Origin of the sequence: Pantoea sp. C8B4, from assembly GCF_051336905.1 — a bacterium.
Classification (GTDB): Bacteria; Pseudomonadota; Gammaproteobacteria; order Enterobacterales; family Enterobacteriaceae; genus Pantoea; species Pantoea rwandensis_B.
Map to the genome: position 1 here is coordinate 1 of NZ_JBGMNK010000028.1, position 15,922 is coordinate 15,922.

Annotated in this window: 14 protein-coding genes; 8 read left to right on the top strand and 6 right to left on the bottom strand. The window is 48.8% G+C overall.

Annotated elements, in window-relative coordinates; genetic code table 11:
• The first annotated feature begins 547 nt into the window (after nt 1-547).
• A complete protein-coding gene (locus ACCW76_RS20575; RefSeq protein WP_058973798.1) occupies nt 548-775 on the top strand; it encodes a hypothetical protein in 228 nt (75 codons plus the stop codon).
• A 99-nt stretch (nt 776-874) separates the two neighbouring features.
• Nucleotides 875-1,051, top strand: coding sequence for a hypothetical protein (locus ACCW76_RS20580; RefSeq protein WP_436339963.1), 177 nt, complete (start codon nt 875-877; stop codon nt 1,049-1,051).
• 912 nt (nt 1,052-1,963) lie between these two features.
• Here the strand turns inward: ACCW76_RS20580 and ACCW76_RS20585 are convergent.
• The 5 genes from ACCW76_RS20585 to ACCW76_RS20605 form a co-directional block, all read right to left on the bottom strand.
• Nucleotides 1,964-2,566: a site-specific integrase gene (locus ACCW76_RS20585; protein WP_436339965.1), complete on the bottom strand. Its 603-nt coding sequence runs from the start codon at nt 2,564-2,566 to the stop codon at nt 1,964-1,966.
• Between the two features lie 816 nt (nt 2,567-3,382).
• Nucleotides 3,383-4,186: a hypothetical protein gene (locus ACCW76_RS20590; RefSeq protein WP_436339967.1), complete on the bottom strand. Its 804-nt coding sequence runs from the start codon at nt 4,184-4,186 to the stop codon at nt 3,383-3,385.
• 148 nt (nt 4,187-4,334) lie between these two features.
• Nucleotides 4,335-5,633 (bottom strand): DUF1254 domain-containing protein, encoded by a 1,299-nt coding sequence (locus tag ACCW76_RS20595; protein WP_436339968.1) that lies wholly within the window; start codon nt 5,631-5,633, stop codon nt 4,335-4,337.
• Nucleotides 5,634-5,660: 27 nt separating this feature from the next.
• Nucleotides 5,661-6,881 (bottom strand): DUF1254 domain-containing protein, encoded by a 1,221-nt coding sequence (locus tag ACCW76_RS20600; protein WP_436339970.1) that lies wholly within the window; start codon nt 6,879-6,881, stop codon nt 5,661-5,663.
• Nucleotides 6,878-7,174 (bottom strand): hypothetical protein, encoded by a 297-nt coding sequence (locus ACCW76_RS20605; protein ID WP_436339972.1) that lies wholly within the window; start codon nt 7,172-7,174, stop codon nt 6,878-6,880. Before ACCW76_RS20605 ends, ACCW76_RS20600 begins: the two co-directional genes overlap by 4 nt.
• A 557-nt stretch (nt 7,175-7,731) precedes the next feature.
• On the opposite strand from ACCW76_RS20605, the gene ACCW76_RS20610 reads away from it, so the two are divergent.
• Nucleotides 7,732-8,877: a membrane-associated sensor domain-containing protein gene (locus ACCW76_RS20610; protein WP_436339973.1), complete on the top strand. Its 1,146-nt coding sequence runs from the start codon at nt 7,732-7,734 to the stop codon at nt 8,875-8,877.
• 291 nt (nt 8,878-9,168) lie between these two features.
• On the opposite strand, the gene ACCW76_RS20615 is transcribed toward ACCW76_RS20610, so the two are convergent.
• Nucleotides 9,169-10,095, bottom strand: coding sequence for a LysR family transcriptional regulator (locus ACCW76_RS20615; RefSeq protein WP_436339974.1), 927 nt, complete (start codon nt 10,093-10,095; stop codon nt 9,169-9,171).
• A 182-nt stretch (nt 10,096-10,277) separates the two neighbouring features.
• Here ACCW76_RS20615 and ACCW76_RS20620 point away from each other — a divergent pair, with 182 nt between their 5' ends.
• The 5 genes from ACCW76_RS20620 (at nt 10,278) to ACCW76_RS20640 (ending at nt 15,720) form a co-directional block, all read left to right on the top strand.
• Nucleotides 10,278-11,441: a mandelate racemase/muconate lactonizing enzyme family protein gene (locus ACCW76_RS20620; RefSeq protein ID WP_436339976.1), complete on the top strand. Its 1,164-nt coding sequence runs from the start codon at nt 10,278-10,280 to the stop codon at nt 11,439-11,441.
• A gap of 79 nt (nt 11,442-11,520) precedes the next feature.
• A complete protein-coding gene (locus ACCW76_RS20625; protein WP_436339977.1) occupies nt 11,521-12,366 on the top strand; it encodes a fumarylacetoacetate hydrolase family protein in 846 nt (281 codons plus the stop codon).
• 84 nt (nt 12,367-12,450) lie between these two features.
• Nucleotides 12,451-13,794 carry an MFS transporter gene (locus ACCW76_RS20630; RefSeq protein ID WP_436339979.1) on the top strand — a complete coding sequence of 448 codons (1,344 nt, stop codon included), beginning with the start codon at nt 12,451-12,453 and terminating at the stop codon, nt 13,792-13,794.
• A gap of 75 nt (nt 13,795-13,869) precedes the next feature.
• Entirely contained in the window at nt 13,870-14,709 is an 840-nt protein-coding gene (locus ACCW76_RS20635; protein WP_436339980.1) for a hypothetical protein, read from the top strand.
• Between the two features lie 270 nt (nt 14,710-14,979).
• Nucleotides 14,980-15,720 carry a hypothetical protein gene (locus ACCW76_RS20640; protein WP_436339981.1) on the top strand — a complete coding sequence of 247 codons (741 nt, stop codon included), beginning with the start codon at nt 14,980-14,982 and terminating at the stop codon, nt 15,718-15,720.
• The last annotated feature ends 202 nt before the right edge of the window (nt 15,721-15,922 follow it).

Consider the following 15,922-nt stretch of genomic DNA (forward strand, 5'->3'; position numbering starts at 1 on the left):
CTTCATGGGGATGTCCTCATGTGGCTTATGAAGACATTACTAACATCGCGGTGTATTAATCAACGGGGAGCAGGTCAGCCTAGCACAAGGTAAATTTCAACCATCTCTTCTGTTTTGTCTTCGCTAAAAATTTCTTTTTCGCTATTAGTAACAAGATGAATCAGAGACGATAGTTGATCTATAACGGCTGAGTGAGTTTCCAAAATTTATCACTGAGAGGTGATTACAGACCGCCGCATGTCTATAGAGGGTGATTAAAAGTATGTCAAGACTAGACGTAAACGAAGCGAAAGCAAATAAAATGCGTGAAATAATTATTTTAATTTTACCTTGAGGTTCCATTATGCACATAAAAATATGTATTTTAAGGGTGTGTAAGCAATTGATACTTAGTCTTTTATTTAAGTTTTGATTGTAATTCTCTTTAAGTTAATGAGAACTATCAGAACTTTAAAATTTTCATTAAAAGTTACTCCATCTCAAGTATTTGCAAGCTAAGTGCATGTGGGCGTGATAAGGTAGGTATTCACTGGCTCATAGGATGTATATGAAACGAGTTATCGTTTTCTTTAATTTAGCTCCCGCAGTCGTCATGAGCTTGATGGATGGGGTCACTTCAATCCGCAAAGCCTATCCCAGCGGACAAGAAATTCAGCTTCAAATAATGTCTGCTGGTTTCCCTTCTCTGACTGGGGACTCAATGGTGGTTCACGTTGCCTCTGACCGCACACTTTCAAGCGATGAAATACTTGAGGCCGCAAACAAACTGCTCTGACACGGGATCCTCAGTCACCTCCGGGCTGTTGATGTGCTTACAGTGGCCTGAGCTTCGAATCTTCGGTAAGCAGGCCAGGCTATAACGGAGGATATCACTATGAAAGAAGGCTATTACTGGCTCAAACGCGGGAGTGATGAGCCTGAAATATGGTTTTATTCCGAATGTCAGCCTGAAGGATGGATAAAACCTCAGCATGATAAACCCGTCAGTCTCACAAAACTCACCCATGATGGCTACCGCATAATTAGCAAGAGGCTCAGGGAGCCCGAATAAAAAGAGGCGCTTTCACGAGCGCCTTTACGACTCACCAGTTTAAAAGCTCGTTTTTCCATACCATGAATGAATTTCTGCCACGTAGAATATTTTTATTGAGTTACATCCAGGATTTATATTTAACTTTCAGGCTATTGCTGCTACCCGTTTTGGTTTGCTAAGACTGGAGACGAAAAAAAGCCTGCAATATATGCAGGCTTCTCCCCACTCGCGCGGTAGTAGGAGTGCCGCGCTTGTCCACGTTCTGAATGCTTAATGCATGATCGGCGGCTGGTTGAAGCGGTTAGCGGGTGAACATGTGGGCAGCTAAGCGTTTGTCACTCAGACAAGGTGGTAACTTTGGACCAGAAATGGGCATTAAGACAGGATATTTTTGTAAAGGTCTGATGAATATTCCATATGGCGTTTCCTGAAGAGTGTAAATAATGGTATTTACGGCGTCTTTTCTTGCCGGGGTAAATTCTCAGACACATATTCCAGGCTGCATGGCGACTCGACCATTTAAACGGGAATTGCATAAAATGTCTAAGTTAATTAAACAGTAACTGACGAATTTACTAAAGTTCTGGTGCGTTTAAGGTCTGTTCGCAAAAATGTTTCTAGGGTTCCTTGTCATCATTATTGTTAGAAACCTGAACTGAAAGCCTGGATAGCGCTACGATTCCTGCTCCCACCAATGTAATGATTATTACGCTTCCTATCCATCCAGCGATTCCCATTTTGTGAGGCCTTTGTTTGTATCCCTGACATAGGGAGCACCAACCATAACACCTTTAATGTTGAATAACTGGTTTTCATACTTACCAGTATCAATCTAATGACGTAATTGACCTGTCCCTCAGTACTGCACAAAGACTGTTGTTAACGACTTCCCGCTTCTGTCACAGGGCTGCTGTAGCAGCCCTGTGGACCTTAGACTTCAATCGACTCAGAGATCTCCAACGCATCATCGACTTCAATCCCCAGATACCGCACCGTACTCTCCAGCTTTTTATGGCCCAGCAGGAGTTGAATTACGCGAAGATTCTTGGTTTTCTTGTAGATCAAGTAAGGTTTAGTTCTTCTCATTGAATGTGTGCTGTAAAGCGAATCTTCAAGACCAAGCTTTGCTATCCACCCATGAAAAATTCGACTGTATTGCCGGGTTGATATGTGTTGGCAAGAACCGACCCGGGATTGGAACAAATAGTCTTTACTGTGTAGTTTGCTGAGCTTTATCAAGGCTGCAACAGATTCTCTTGTCCCTTTAGTCAACTCAAACTGAACAGGATTACCCGTTTTTTGCTGCAACACCGTTGCTCTACTCGAAACAGAATTCCCATATGCAATATCTGACACTTTGAGTTTAACGAGATCACAACCTCGCAGTTTACTGTCCAAAGCCATGTTGAATAGGGCAAGATCGCGCGTGTTACCTTCAATTTCAAGTCTGATTCTAATCCCCCAGATATGAGATATCTGAAGAGGTCTTTTTTGACCGATGATACGGTCTTTGTTCCAGGGTGACGTGTTCATACTCAACTCTCCTGTAATGTGGGTAATTTGAGTATGGTTGTCCCTAAAGGTCGATCAGCAGATGTTCGCAATGGATGTCGCTAGCTATGCCGAGTGTCATTCAACGGGGAGCTGGTCAGCGCCTGTACCTGGCATTTGTTTTGGCGAATCAGAAAACATATCAAGGGCGTGGATGGGTTGTTCGTAGAATGAAGTAACTACTAATGCTGTTAATCAATCATGGAGAAATAATTATGCATCAAGAGAAAACCCGCAGGGAGCATAAATCTCTATAGAAGTTAGTGCTTTAAGTTTTCTTGAAAAATCGCCGTTTCGATCTATTTTTATCCTAAGTCAAACTAATTACTCACCTATGTCACATGAACGAAACCAGATCACACAGGGCAGGGATGATTGGATGCGCTATAGGAGCAGCTGTCATTGAATTAACCGCCAGAGGGGTAGAACTAAGTAAGGCTAACATTTTGTATGAACTTGAGAGAATCTCAGCTTCATCAAAAGATTTACAGACAAAAGCTTTCGCACGCGATGCCGCAAATATTCTTAGAAAGAGGCTTAAGTAGTTCTCTTGGCCCGTCCCCCGTTGCTCCACGCAGACAAATGTTAGCTATTTCTGTTTTGGCACTCAGCAGTCGAAGGAACGGCCCAGGGACAGCGAAGAGCGAACAACGGAGATTGCTAACAGCATCCTGTGTGAACCAACATGATCGGGTCAATGACTTGATATGGCACCTGTCCGCCATTGAATTAAAAGCGGTGAGCCGTTAGGGGAACGGTAGCCAGGCAGGAATGGCTACCGTAAAAGCGTGAAGTCAGTTATTGCGGGAACAGGAAGGTGACATTAAAACGCACCCCCCAGCCTTCAGGGCCGCTGTCATCGGGCGTATGTGCCCAGTAACGCAGACCGCCTCCAAACTGGACCACCTGATCACCTATCTTAGTGACTTTACTGATGCTCAGGTTAACCGGCACACTCCATTCGCTTTGCGTCCAGTCGTAGGTCGATTCGGTGTTCAGCGAGTAGGAAATGGCATCGGGCGTTGTGTATGAAAGAAAGGGCTGCAGAAAAGTGGCATTGACATGCTTACGGTCGTCTCTGCCGGCATAATCCCAGATGTGGTTCGCCAGAGCCCCATAGGTCCACGGCCCGGTCTGTTTCAGAACGACACCAGTGGGACCCGCGCCCCATTTCCGTCCTGAGAGTGCACTGTCCGTGCCAGTAGGCAGAAGCAGTACGGGACCGAACCCCCAAATTAACCCACTGTCTGTGGGGGATTTTGGAGAATAGAAAAAGCTTTGCACCACATCACCCAGACCGGTTTGATTTTCCCCTGGGCCGGAGACGTGGCTCTGCGTAGTGAACGGCAAAATGGTACGGCTGATAATATTGGTATCGGCATTCAGTGAAAATGGAATAACCGGCTGCACATTAAGCAGCGTTCGCGTGCCATTACCCGGCCCCACATTATCATCGACATTCAACTGAAACGGCACGCTGATCAAATTGGCGACCGGGTTACTCAGCTGTTTTGCCAGCCCGGCACTGTCATCGGCAGCATAGCCTGACAACGCGTGTGCGGTTAAGAACAGTGACAGGGCAGGCGTTAAGATTTTTTTCATGTATCCACCTGTTCAGGAAAGTATCTGAAGCGAGATAGCAGAGTGTTTTTAATTCCATTAATCAAAACACCACTGCAGGGATATCAAACATGCCGAGATCCCCCCGACATCAGCATGGGGGGATGAATAATGACGAAACGCGCGGTTTCTACTTCACCACTTCCAGTGTGGGTGCCGGGTATTTCCCGTCGATTGCCGCCTGATCCGGGCCATAGAGGCGCATGATGATATAAGCATCTTTCTCCGGGATAGGCAGCCAGTTGGGATTACTGGCGTCACCTTTGGCGCTGAGGTCGATAGTATACATGCCGTCAGCATCCGGCTTCAGCGTGCGGTCGCCCCGGCTGTGGCGGTTTATGTCATTGTGGGCCATAAACATGTTGTCGAGACCATAAACCGTAAAGGACCAGAACTGGCTGACGTCAGGAGCTTTAAAGTGCAGGCGGTATTGCTTACCATTAGATCCGTTGATGCTTTTGCCATCGGAACCTTTAACCATTTGCAGATAAATAGACTCTTCCGGTGGCAGGCCCCACTGGCCGATCAACGTGCCTTCAGCAAACAGATCGCGCTTCTGATTTTGCAGTTCCTCTCGGGTTCCCAGCAGGCCTTTGGAAGATGTCATGGTGGGCAGGAGTTTTTTCAGGTGCGCCATGCCCAGCTCTTCACCTTTTTTCGCGGCGGCGAGTTGTTCAGCGGTAAAGTTCGTTTTGCACGGCTCAATGCCCACGGCTTTGTACTGCTCAATCCATTTTTTGTCCGCGGTGCCCATATCCCCTTCACAAAGAACGAAGTTTACGCGCTCCAGCCAGTTGGTTTTCGCGAGATCGGGCCAGTGGTGCACGGTCGCTTTTGGACCGGGTTCCCCCAGATAGGCTGACAGCGTGCGGATATTCCAGTCATCCATATAACCCAGTGCGACTTTAGTGTCTTCCGGACTGGTCGCCATGATACGGCCCATCAGCTTCAGGATGTCGGAATCCACGCGGATGACCTCCGTCACGCTTGGGGGGACGTCACCTTTCCAGGTACGGGAGGCAAACATAAAGTGACCGCCTTTGGTGCCCCGCGTGCGCGAGCCGATCATCGAGGTGGTGTAATGCCCCATATCCATGGTGTGCAGGATCCAGTAACGTCCCTTGTCCATGTCCGGCACGCTGACAATCACCGGCTCGGCGCTGACGTCAAGCCAGCCTTGCAGGTGCAGCGTGTCATTATTTATCGTCGGGTGGTCGGTGTAAGTGTCATCAGCCAGGTGGCGAATATTCTGGAAGCGGTTCAGCGGCACGTCTTTTTTAACCGCCGTTTCATAAAAGAACTTATAGGCCTCATCCATGGAATATCCATAAATGAAGGCATCTTCCGCCATTTTATCGCTTATCTGCGCCATGGCAGGCAACGTGACGGCAGAGAGCAGTATGGCAATCAGGGTTTTGTTCATTTTCATCTTTGACTCCGGTTCGGAACAGATTCATCACGCACGCTCAACGTCAGCGAGTCTGAAGGACTTGTTGTTGAAGGCATCGGTGGGGCCATACAGGCGCATGGCCGGCAGAGGGCGTTTACCGCTGGTGGGGATCCAGTTACTCTCCAGCCCTGCTGGCGCATGCGGACCGATGTAAATCGTCACGCTGCCGTCGGCATTCTTTTTCATCCCGTCGAGATCGTAGGAGGAGAGCGTCGTGCGTTCGAGCGTGTTGTAAATAAAGGACATGGTGTCGCGGTTGTATACGGTTAACGCCCAGAACTGCTTCACCGGCATCTGCGCGGGTACGGTCAATCGGTACATCAAACCGGCCTGCAGTAACTGGCCCTGGCTGTCAGCCATTGCCATCAGGTACTGCGTGGCAGGTGACGGGCTGAGCTGCTTCGGCATGTAGGTACACCAGAAGTACTCAGCAGCGCGATTAATCAGGTCGATTTTATCTTCATATACAAAGGTAAAACGCTGATTTTCATCTGCCTGGAGTAACGAGGCATAGTGCCTGTCCGGCCAGAAGAGCTTTTCGCGGGGAAAATTATCAAACCAGTGTTGCAGATAAAACCAGGCGTCAATCGCAGCCTGGCGCATGGCTTTACGCGTCGTGTCGTCAGGATTAAAGGGCTTACCACGCTCAATGCCCAGCGACATCAGCATGCCCATCATCACTTTATCCTGTTCGTTAGCCGGTTCAACGCTGGCAACGGCGTGCATGTCCTCAAAGTGGCGCTCGTCATAAAACGGCAGTGTAGGATAGACGTCGTTACTGGGGTCCACAAAGCGCTGCGTGGGCGGACTGGCGGCCTCACTGAGGTAGTACATACGCATTTTCTTCGCATAGAGATAGGCATCCTGCAACGATTTCCCCTCAGCGGGGACGGAACGGAATGCGAAGGCAATGCGATAGTTGGGCGATGCGACATGCAGGTAGCCCTGCGGTATCTCCCCCAGATACCCCGGCGGTGTGAGAAGATATTTTCCTCCCTGGCCCTTATCCATGCCAGCAGGCCCCACATCCGCGATGGTGAACTGCCACGCATCAACAATTTGCCCGTAAAGGCTCCCCTCCGCGCTCGCCGCAGGCACTTCCAGCACGACCGGCCCGCGCTGCAAATCGGTGAATGCGGAAATATAGGGTGTGGTGCTGTTGGCCGTAATGGCCTCCAGCTTAGGCGTTGCCGTATGGGAGTAAGCAATGATGTCGTTATCTTTCATACCAAGATTCTTAAAGGCGGCACGTCGGAAACTGTAAATTGCCACAGCAGGCATGTTCCAGAGCACCGCTTCAAACGCACGCTGATACTTAATCTGATAGTCAAAATCGACGATGGAGCAAGCGCCCCCGACGGAGGGAAACCACCCTGTGTTTCACCTTTGTCGCCTGCACCGTGATGGAGAGGAATTTTCTCCAGTACTTTTGCCTGTCTGGCACCAGCATGCTTCATGACGGCAAAGCCCGCCGCGCTGCCAAGAACCAGCTTATAAAAACCTCGTCTTGATATGGCCATGATAGTTTCCTTGAACGTATTTGAAGGTATAACGCTTACTGCCTGTTATTTTTGTGTCTGTCTTGTCAGGTCCAGCAGAGGCAACCTGAACAGGTGTTACAGTAGAACTCTTTTTATGGATGAAATCGCTGTGATGGATCTCGAGACAAACGAGGTCAGGAACCTCTTGAGAATACGGTGTTTTTAAGGGTGCGATTTCAGTGTAGTTTGCGTTAGCAGAATGATGTCGAAAAAATCAATGTATGAAGAAACTTTCATTTAAGTGGGTAAAGATGCTCTTGGTCTGACATAAAAGAATCGGCAAGGGTGGATCTGATATTTTACGGCCTCTCTAAGAATGGAGTGGGCACTGGGGGAAATTTAAGGGTTATCTTATCGCGATGGTTTTTATAACTATCTGAATTAACGAATATTATTTTGTTTCTCAATCGCGTGGTTTATAAAATCATCATGAGTTCTTTATCTGTCTGATTTTTATAAAAAAACATCACAGCCATTATCTGCCTCAATTTAAGGGTTACAATGTCAGGAGTGACTCAAGGGCGAGGCAACAAGGGATGAAGCAAAGCAGGCGAGAGAGGCGCAAAAACGCCGTCAGCTTAGAAGCATGGCAAAGCCGTAGAGATATGGTCAACCATGCAATGGGGAACAGTATTAACTGGTTCATTTTTGTGAATATCAGTTTTGCCTTGATGATATATTTTCGAAATGTACTTTTTGATAATTTTGATCTTTCAATTCATGCGACAACCGGAATCGCTGTAATTATAGATGGTGTCATGCTCGGCATTGTCCTTGCCTCTCTTTCACTTGTATTTGTGACACGAAAGCTTCCTGCAGGCTATATTCTATTAAAACTGACGCTGCTTTTTTCCATAAGCCTGATGTGGAGCTATAGCGGCTATCACTTTTTAGTGTGGTGGTCTCTTTCCTTCGCCTGGCCATTGACCGTTATTCTGATGCTGACAGCACTGTCTGCGCTTTATTATCATTTGCCATCCTTGCTGACTTTCTTGATACCCCTTTGGACTTCGGCGCTGATTTCCAGTATCACCCTGAATCAGGGGATCAGCATTCGGTTCCTGGTTATCTGGCTGATCCTGACGGTCATTCTCATCTATGGGCGCCAGATTCTACTGCGCTGGTTCAATGAAGCCTGGTTTCGGTACCAGCAAAACCAGACGCTGGTGGCTCACCTTGACGTCATCGCTCATCAGGATCCTCTGACGGGCACTGCAAACAGACGCGCGATGGAAAATTATCTTGAGAAAGCGTCTCTTCATGAACAGCCCTATGCGCTGATAATGCTCGATGTCGATTATTTCAAACGGTACAACGATCACTATGGCCATCAGTCCGGAGATCTCTGCTTATCTGCGGTGGCTGAAATGATAAAGGCGTCAGTACGAACGCCAGAGGATTTCATCGCCCGTTATGGCGGAGAAGAGTTTTTGATTGTGCTGCCGGCTGCCGCTATAGATGAGGCTACTCTGGTGGCTGCTCGTATCCGCAGCAATATTGCAGAGTCATCATTACCGCACGTGGCCTCTGAGATCAGTAACAGGGTCACCGTCAGTATGGGGATTGCGCAAAACCCAGGCCGTCGACAGCCCGCAGAGGTCATTGCCCGTGCTGATGAGGCGCTTTATCAGGCTAAAGAGCAGGGACGAAATCGCTGGGTCATTGATAACAGACTGAACTGAAGCTGAAAAAGTTATTAGAAAATCGGCGGCCTTGAGTGTTTCAGTCAGGGCTGCTGATTTGGTTCTGGAAAGTGTTATGACTGCAGATGCTTCAGTTTGTTGAGGTACCAATCTGAACTGCTCCCCATTGATCCACACAGACTGTATTTAGCTACTTCCGCTATTGGCACGCAGCGGAAAGGCGTGAAAACCATCGGATCTGCTGTGAGCGAATAACGGACATTTAAGAAGTCAAAGCCGGAAAAAATTTATTCGTATCGCACTTAGTGTTGTGAGCCGCCTTTTCCCCGACTAGATCTGACCGTCTACGAAAATTTCCCACAGCTCTTCAACTGCACGAGACATTCTTGCCGCAGGGCGGAAAAGCCGGATATCAATGGGCACCCAGAGGCCGCTGTCTTTACCCGCAGCAACGGCAATCTCGCCAGCATCAACATCCGGTGCAGCCAGCGTTTCCGGTAGCCATGCGATGCCGTCACCCGCCCTGACCATAGCCAGAAGCGTTGCAGCAAGATCGGCGGTGAAGGCTATATCCATACCTCGCCTGGCACGGTTGACCTTTGACGTATTTGATAGGATCCGGCCAAGTCCGGACTCAGCAGAAAACGAAAGAAACGGGAATTTCCGCCCTCCTGTTGCCTGCCAGATAGGCTCACGGGTTGCAGTATCACAACGTGAGTAAGGCAGTAATGTTTCCTGCCCAAGTCGGACGCTGAGGTATTTGGACTGGTCCAGGTTAATGTGCATGTGAGGGTGGTAATAGCAGAGAAGAAACTGGGCATCACCTTTTTCAATCATCCGTTCACATGCGCTTAGCGTGTCAGACAGCAGGCGGAATGAGCCGAAGCGTGCAATTTTCTCGTTGTTACGCATCAGTGCAGGAAAAAACGAAAATGAAAGGGAGTGCGTTGCCGAAAAAATAACGTCAGGCCGGGTTTCTCCTGCAGCCTCGATAGCTTCACTTCTCAGGGTGTAAAGCGCACGAATGAGATCAGGTATTTGCGTAACGAAAATTTCCCCCGCCCGCGTCAGACTGACGCCACGTCGGTTTCTTTCGAACAATGGCGTTCCCAGCCACTCCTCAAGGGAAACAATCCTCCGGCTGAATGCAGGCTGTGTCACATATCGTGAAGCTGCTGCACGTGAAAAATTAAGTGACTGCGCTAGCGCAACGCAGTCCTCAAGCCATGTTAACTCTAAGTGATGCCGATTTTGCATTACAGCCTGCCTCTTTGGCATTAGAACAGCATGTGAGAACTGCTTAGGATGGGTATCAGAAAGGACGAAATGGTCCTTAGGTACGACGAAAATGCATTATGCCAATAAGTATGTGGCATGACATAACACATTTTTTGGCAAACATATCTGACCGATCCCGACTGAGAACTTCCGGAGAGAACATGCGTATCCTTGACGTTGTTGAAATTACCAAACCGATTGCTTCCCCTATCCGTAATGCGTACATCGATTTCAGTAAAATGACGGCGAGCCTGGTGGCCGTTGTGACTGACGTTGAGGTAGATGGACGCCGCGTGGTGGGATACGGGTTTAACTCTAACGGCCGTTATGGTCAGGGCGGCCTTATCCGCGAACGCTTCCGCGATCGTATCCTGCAAGCTGAACCCGATAGCCTGCTGAATGGCAAAGGTGACAACCTGGATCCGCATAAAATCTGGGACGTAATGATGAGCAATGAAAAGCCGGGCGGTCACGGTGAACGTTCGGTCGCCGTAGGCACGCTGGACATGGCCATCTGGGATGTCACGGCAAAAATCGCCAATAAACCGCTGTTTCGCCTGCTGGCAGAAATGAAAGGGGTTGAAGCCAATCCACGTGTCTTCGTCTATGCGGCCGGTGGTTATTATTATCCTGGTAAAGACCTGAGCGCACTGCGCCAGGAAATGCGCGGCTATCTTAACCGTGGTTATAACGTTGTAAAAATGAAAATTGGTGGCGCATCGCTTGAAGAAGATCGTCGCCGCATTGAGGCCGTTCTTGACGAAATCGGCAGTGAAGCCCGCCTGGCAGTGGATGCTAACGGCCGCTTCGATCTGGAAACCGGGATTGCCTACGCTAAGATGCTGCGCGAATACCCGCTCTTCTGGTACGAAGAGGTTGGCGATCCGCTTGATTATTCCCTTCAGGCTGCGCTGTCAGAATTTTACCCGGGCTCAATGGCAACTGGTGAAAACCTTTTTTCACATCAGGATGCGCGCAATCTGCTGCGTTATGGCGGCATGCGCCCGGATCGTGATTACCTGCAGTTTGACTGCGCGCTCTCTTACGGCCTGGTTGAGTATCTGCGCACGCTGGACGTGCTGGAACAGTTCGGCTGGTCACCGTCACGCTGCGTTCCGCACGGCGGCCATCAGATGTCCCTGAACATTGCTGCGGGTCTCGGTCTGGGCGGGAACGAAAGCTATCCAGACCTGTTCCAGCCATACGGTGGCTTCCCGGATTCTGTGAAGGTTGAGGATGGCCACATCATCATGCCGGAACTGCCGGGCATCGGTTTCGAAGGCAAATCTGACCTTATTAAAGAAATGCGTGCGCTGGCGGAATAATTTCAGCCGGGTATATCGATTTCCTTAATCACTTATTGTGCCTCCCGGTGTAGAACCGGAGGCACCGCGGAAACTTCCTATGAAACTTTTAAGTTACCTGACGCCTGATGGATATAGAAGTTACGGCATCCTGAAGTTTGAAGGGATTATAGATTTAAGAAGCCGGACCGATATAGACACTCCTGACCTGAAAAGCTTTATCCGGAAGAAAGGAGTAGCCACTGCCGATAACTATATCAATGCAGACGTTGATTATCAGTTGTCTGAGATTACTTTTTTACCGGTGATCGAAAATCCGGGGAAAATACTGTGTGTGGGAATGAACTATCAGGATAAGCGAACGGAATTCAGCATTACTACTGATGTACCGACAATATTCATTCGTTTTTCAGATTCTCAGACCGCACACCTCGGAGAAATCGTTAAGCCAGCCCAGAGCGATCAACTAGATTACGAGGGTGAGCTTGTCATTATCATCGGGAAGTCCGGTCTTAATATCTCTGAAGCAGAAGCGGCGGACTATATTGCCGGCTACTCCTGCTACATGGACGGTTCTGTACGCGACTGGCAACATACCTGGTTCACCGCCGGTAAAAACTGGAGCAAGACGGGTGGCTTCGGTCCATGGCTGGTGACCAGTGATGATGTTACTGACCCGCAAAATCTCCAGCTTAAAACCTGGCTGAATGGCGAAATTGTCCAGCAGGACAGCACCGCGAATATGGTTCATAAGATAAATAAAATTATCAGCTATATGAGCACATTTACTCAACTTTCTCCTGGGGATGTCATTCTTACGGGATCGCCAGGCGGCGTGGGGCGCTCGCGTAATCCACCGCTTTTTCTTAATGACGGTGATGTTATTGAGGTCGAAATAGAATCTATCGGGCGACTGACTAACTATGTCGTCTCACCATCAAAATAATAAAAATCTGACCTGGCTGATATTTAAAAGGAGCTGAAATCAGCATTTCCTCCCCCTACATAAGTACCAAATGAGGAAGTTATCATGAGTGACAATGCTCTCAGCGGTAATACCATTATCGGCAGAAAACGCTGGACGATAATATTACCCGCCGTCTTTATTATGTACACCATATCATTCTTTGACCGGGTCAATATCGGTATGGCGCTGCCGCACATCACGGCTGAAATGGGGCTCAGTCCGGTTGAAGCTGGCTGGCTTGGCGGTGCATTTGCATGGGGCTATGTGGCTACGCAGTTTACCGCGGGATGGCTGGCGCTCCGCTTTGGTTCGCGAAGGATCATTGGCATCAGCCTGTTTCTGTTTGGTGCCTGCGCCATGCTGACCGGTCTGACGCGGAACTTCAGCGAGCTGATTGCTATCCGTTTCTTCCTGGGGCTGGCCGAAGGTCCCATTCAGGCCGCCACGGCGATGTTTTTAGCTCAATGGTTTATGAAACCGGAGCGCGGACGGGCTTTTGGTATCTGGAACCTGAGCCTGGGCGCCGGCGCGTTTCTGGCAGGTCCGATTTCCGGCTGGATTCTGGCACATCATGACTGGCGTTTGATGATGGTCATTGAGGGCGCGCCGGCGTGGCTGTTTTGCATCATCTGGTTTTATCTGGTTCCCAAAAGCATTCAGGCTGCAAGCTGGCTCAGCGCAAGTGACAGTGACCACATCCAGAAAGACCTGGCTGCCGAACAGTCAAACTATGTGAAAGAGAAATCAGACCCGTGGTGGACCATTCTGAAGATACCCGCGCTCTGGCTGATGCTTATTGGTTACTCACTGCATAGCATGCTGGCTTACGGCTTCACGTTGTGGCTGCCGACGGCGCTTAAAGGTTACGGCACGCTCAGTGAATTTATGGTCGGACTGATTAGCGGCTTGCCGTTCCTGATGACTATGGTCGGCATCTGGTACATCACCCGACGCTCCGATAAATACAACCAGGAACGACGTCTGCACGCAGCGATCCCAACAGTTTTGTGTGGTATTGCGCTGTCGGCTGCGGCGTTTGTCCCGCTCTCTTATTACTGGGTGCAGATTGCCCTGTTTATGTTCGTCGGCCTGACGATGAAGATGCTTGTTCCGCTGGTTTATGTGCGGCTCACGGAAATTCTGCCCACCCGTAAAGCGGTACCCGCAGTGGCTTTTGTTGGCGCTTGCAGTAACTTCATCGGACAGTTTGGCGGGCCACTCGTCGCCGGGTACCTCAAACATCTGGGTGGCGGAACGGATATGACGCTGGCGTGGGTTGTGCTGGGACTTTTCTCCATTGTGGGCGGAATACTGTTTGCTCTGGCCGTAGGGAACACAGAGAGCGTCTGGAATATCAGGCAGGCGTTCCGGGTTTCGTCACGCCGGCACCTTCCCGCCGGAGAATAACGCATGCCAGCCTGTGACCTCTGCGGTAAACAGGCTGGCATTTTCTGGATTTGATTTTTGCGACAGGAGAAGGGAATGAGGCTTTATTTCAGGGAATCGCTAGCATGTTATTCAGGGACAGGGCGCATACTTAGCCAGCAAAACCGGTTCAAAATCAATCAGGTCATAAATTCCTGCGGATATTCAATGCTCCATCTGGGACCCTATCTCCACGGAGACGGTAACGACAGTAAATGTGCGACTACGTTAGCCGTTCATGGAACCCGGAGAGACCTCCTGACTGAATACGGCATTACCATAAATGATGAGGAAGGGGCTCAATTTGCGGTTATAAACGGTCTGAACAGCGCCTCTCTGGTCATATCGGTCAGTGAAACTATGAATGCTCACCTTTTTGGTCTAAGCCGCACAGAGACCTTCCGTCAACTTATTCCGGCCATTGGCGTACTTAAAAGTGGTGGGGTGGTATCGGATTTGCAGCTGTCTGCAGTATTCGGCTGTCCATTTGAGGGAAGAGCAAACGACGCCATAGTTCTTCAGCTTATTGATTATTTTTGTCTGCTGGGAATTGAAGGCGTAACACTTCGGGATTCTTCGGGGGCAGCCTCTCCCGCTGAGACGGCTGCGCTCTGCCGCCGCATTGTTCAACTTTATCCCCATTTGACGGTCACACTTCATCTTAATGATGCGACTGGCCTTGCCGCGCAGATCACGCGTGCAGCTGCTGATGAGGGAATAGTGCGTTTTGGCCTCACCGGAAGGGAACTGGCTTTGCCCGGAAATATGAATATGGACCTTCACATCGGTACATCTTTACGGTACATGGCTGAAGTTGAAAGCTATGGTTTCAACACCGGAATTAATGCTGAGAATCTTAGCCAGATTATGCAATTTGGATCAGTAAATATCCAATGAGTTTCATCAGAGCCCGTTTAGGTTTATAAAAAAAATATGTCCGCTTTTGGCACTGAGCTGCTCACCAAGAAGGCAGGTTGGGCAGCAATGAGCGAACAGCAGACATTGATGACAGCACACTATTTGAATCAACGGTGGGGCAGATCACGTCTGTAACAATTGCCTGTTAGCTTAATTCAGGAGCAGGTCTTTAAGTCCTTTAGGCCAACTGACTATCCTTTTTAAAGTTACCACCGCTCTAACTATCATTTGCAGAAAAGGAGCACTGAGATGATTTTTACTGACGATAAAATTTTGGGATATGGCAGTTCACATCAGGTTTTTTCAGCCGGGGACGAGCTTGTTTTAGACAAAAATTATCGCCGTGCTCACCTCCCATTGGTTAACTCGTCCCATCCAGATGTCATAGCCAGTGATGAAGACTATTGTATGGGGACGTATAACACCCACCGGCATTCTATAGTGCTGCCCGTTAGTGATGAGCGTCTGCGCCAAACATCAACGTTTATCGAGATAGAGAAGGCTCTTCGCACTGCATCGTTTGCAAGTAAGATAGCCTGGGACTTACTGGAAAAAAGGAAAAACCTGTTACATGCGACAATCAGTAGCGGGTTGAACCATGATTGCATAGAATTTTCCATTGAATCCCTTCAGACAATTCTGGATACACAACCAGTAAAAAAATACAGGCTTGGCGGGATTTTCATGGGGCCGGTCAATACTGGAAGACTTTATCTAAAAGTGTATCCCGAAGCGACCTGTTCGGGGCACATATTCGGTGAGATCCAGTCACAACTTGGTCTTAGGCAAACAGAGTTTTTCCTTGTGGGGTATTTTAACCTGACAGATCATCTCAATCAGCCTGAAACGGTGGAACTTTCAGAGATCCTCAGTCGTTTTTGTAATGAAACGTTTTGGGAAGATGAACTCAGAGAGTTATGGATTATTTCAACACAAGATGACTTGGTCTTAAGCGGTAAAATATCCAAAAAAATTATCAGGTCTACATAACAGCAATTGATACCGGCCTTTTGGCTCCAGCAGATTAACTTCCGTAAACCACCATTACAGTATGCAAGAAACCTCCGCAATTGGCATGTAACTGCCTAAGGGCATGGGCGAAAGGGCTGCTGTGAGCTGTGAGTTCAATGGCTCGATGCAACGCTATCCTTAATCAAGGGGGGACGTTGCCATGAAACGAAGAACTCGTATT

Bases quoted from the DNA above. Each gene is read 5' to 3' on its own strand.
- ACCW76_RS20575 (WP_058973798.1), top strand. From the start codon at position 548: ATGAAACGAGTTATCGTTTTCTTTAATTTAGCTCCCGCAGTCGTCATG.
- ACCW76_RS20605 (WP_436339972.1), bottom strand. From the start codon at position 7,174: ATGGCCATATCAAGACGAGGTTTTTATAAGCTGGTTCTTGGCAGCGCG.
- ACCW76_RS20590 (WP_436339967.1), bottom strand. From the start codon at position 4,186: ATGAAAAAAATCTTAACGCCTGCCCTGTCACTGTTCTTAACCGCACAC.
- ACCW76_RS20610 (WP_436339973.1), top strand. From the start codon at position 7,732: ATGAAGCAAAGCAGGCGAGAGAGGCGCAAAAACGCCGTCAGCTTAGAA.
- ACCW76_RS20640 (WP_436339981.1), top strand. From the start codon at position 14,980: ATGATTTTTACTGACGATAAAATTTTGGGATATGGCAGTTCACATCAG.
- ACCW76_RS20625 (WP_436339977.1), top strand. From the start codon at position 11,521: ATGAAACTTTTAAGTTACCTGACGCCTGATGGATATAGAAGTTACGGC.
- ACCW76_RS20620 (WP_436339976.1), top strand. From the start codon at position 10,278: ATGCGTATCCTTGACGTTGTTGAAATTACCAAACCGATTGCTTCCCCT.
- ACCW76_RS20615 (WP_436339974.1), bottom strand. From the start codon at position 10,095: ATGCAAAATCGGCATCACTTAGAGTTAACATGGCTTGAGGACTGCGTT.
- ACCW76_RS20600 (WP_436339970.1), bottom strand. From the start codon at position 6,881: ATGAAAGATAACGACATCATTGCTTACTCCCATACGGCAACGCCTAAG.
- ACCW76_RS20585 (WP_436339965.1), bottom strand. From the start codon at position 2,566: ATGAACACGTCACCCTGGAACAAAGACCGTATCATCGGTCAAAAAAGA.
- ACCW76_RS20580 (WP_436339963.1), top strand. From the start codon at position 875: ATGAAAGAAGGCTATTACTGGCTCAAACGCGGGAGTGATGAGCCTGAA.
- ACCW76_RS20635 (WP_436339980.1), top strand. From the start codon at position 13,870: ATGAGGCTTTATTTCAGGGAATCGCTAGCATGTTATTCAGGGACAGGG.
- ACCW76_RS20630 (WP_436339979.1), top strand. From the start codon at position 12,451: ATGAGTGACAATGCTCTCAGCGGTAATACCATTATCGGCAGAAAACGC.
- ACCW76_RS20595 (WP_436339968.1), bottom strand. From the start codon at position 5,633: ATGAAAATGAACAAAACCCTGATTGCCATACTGCTCTCTGCCGTCACG.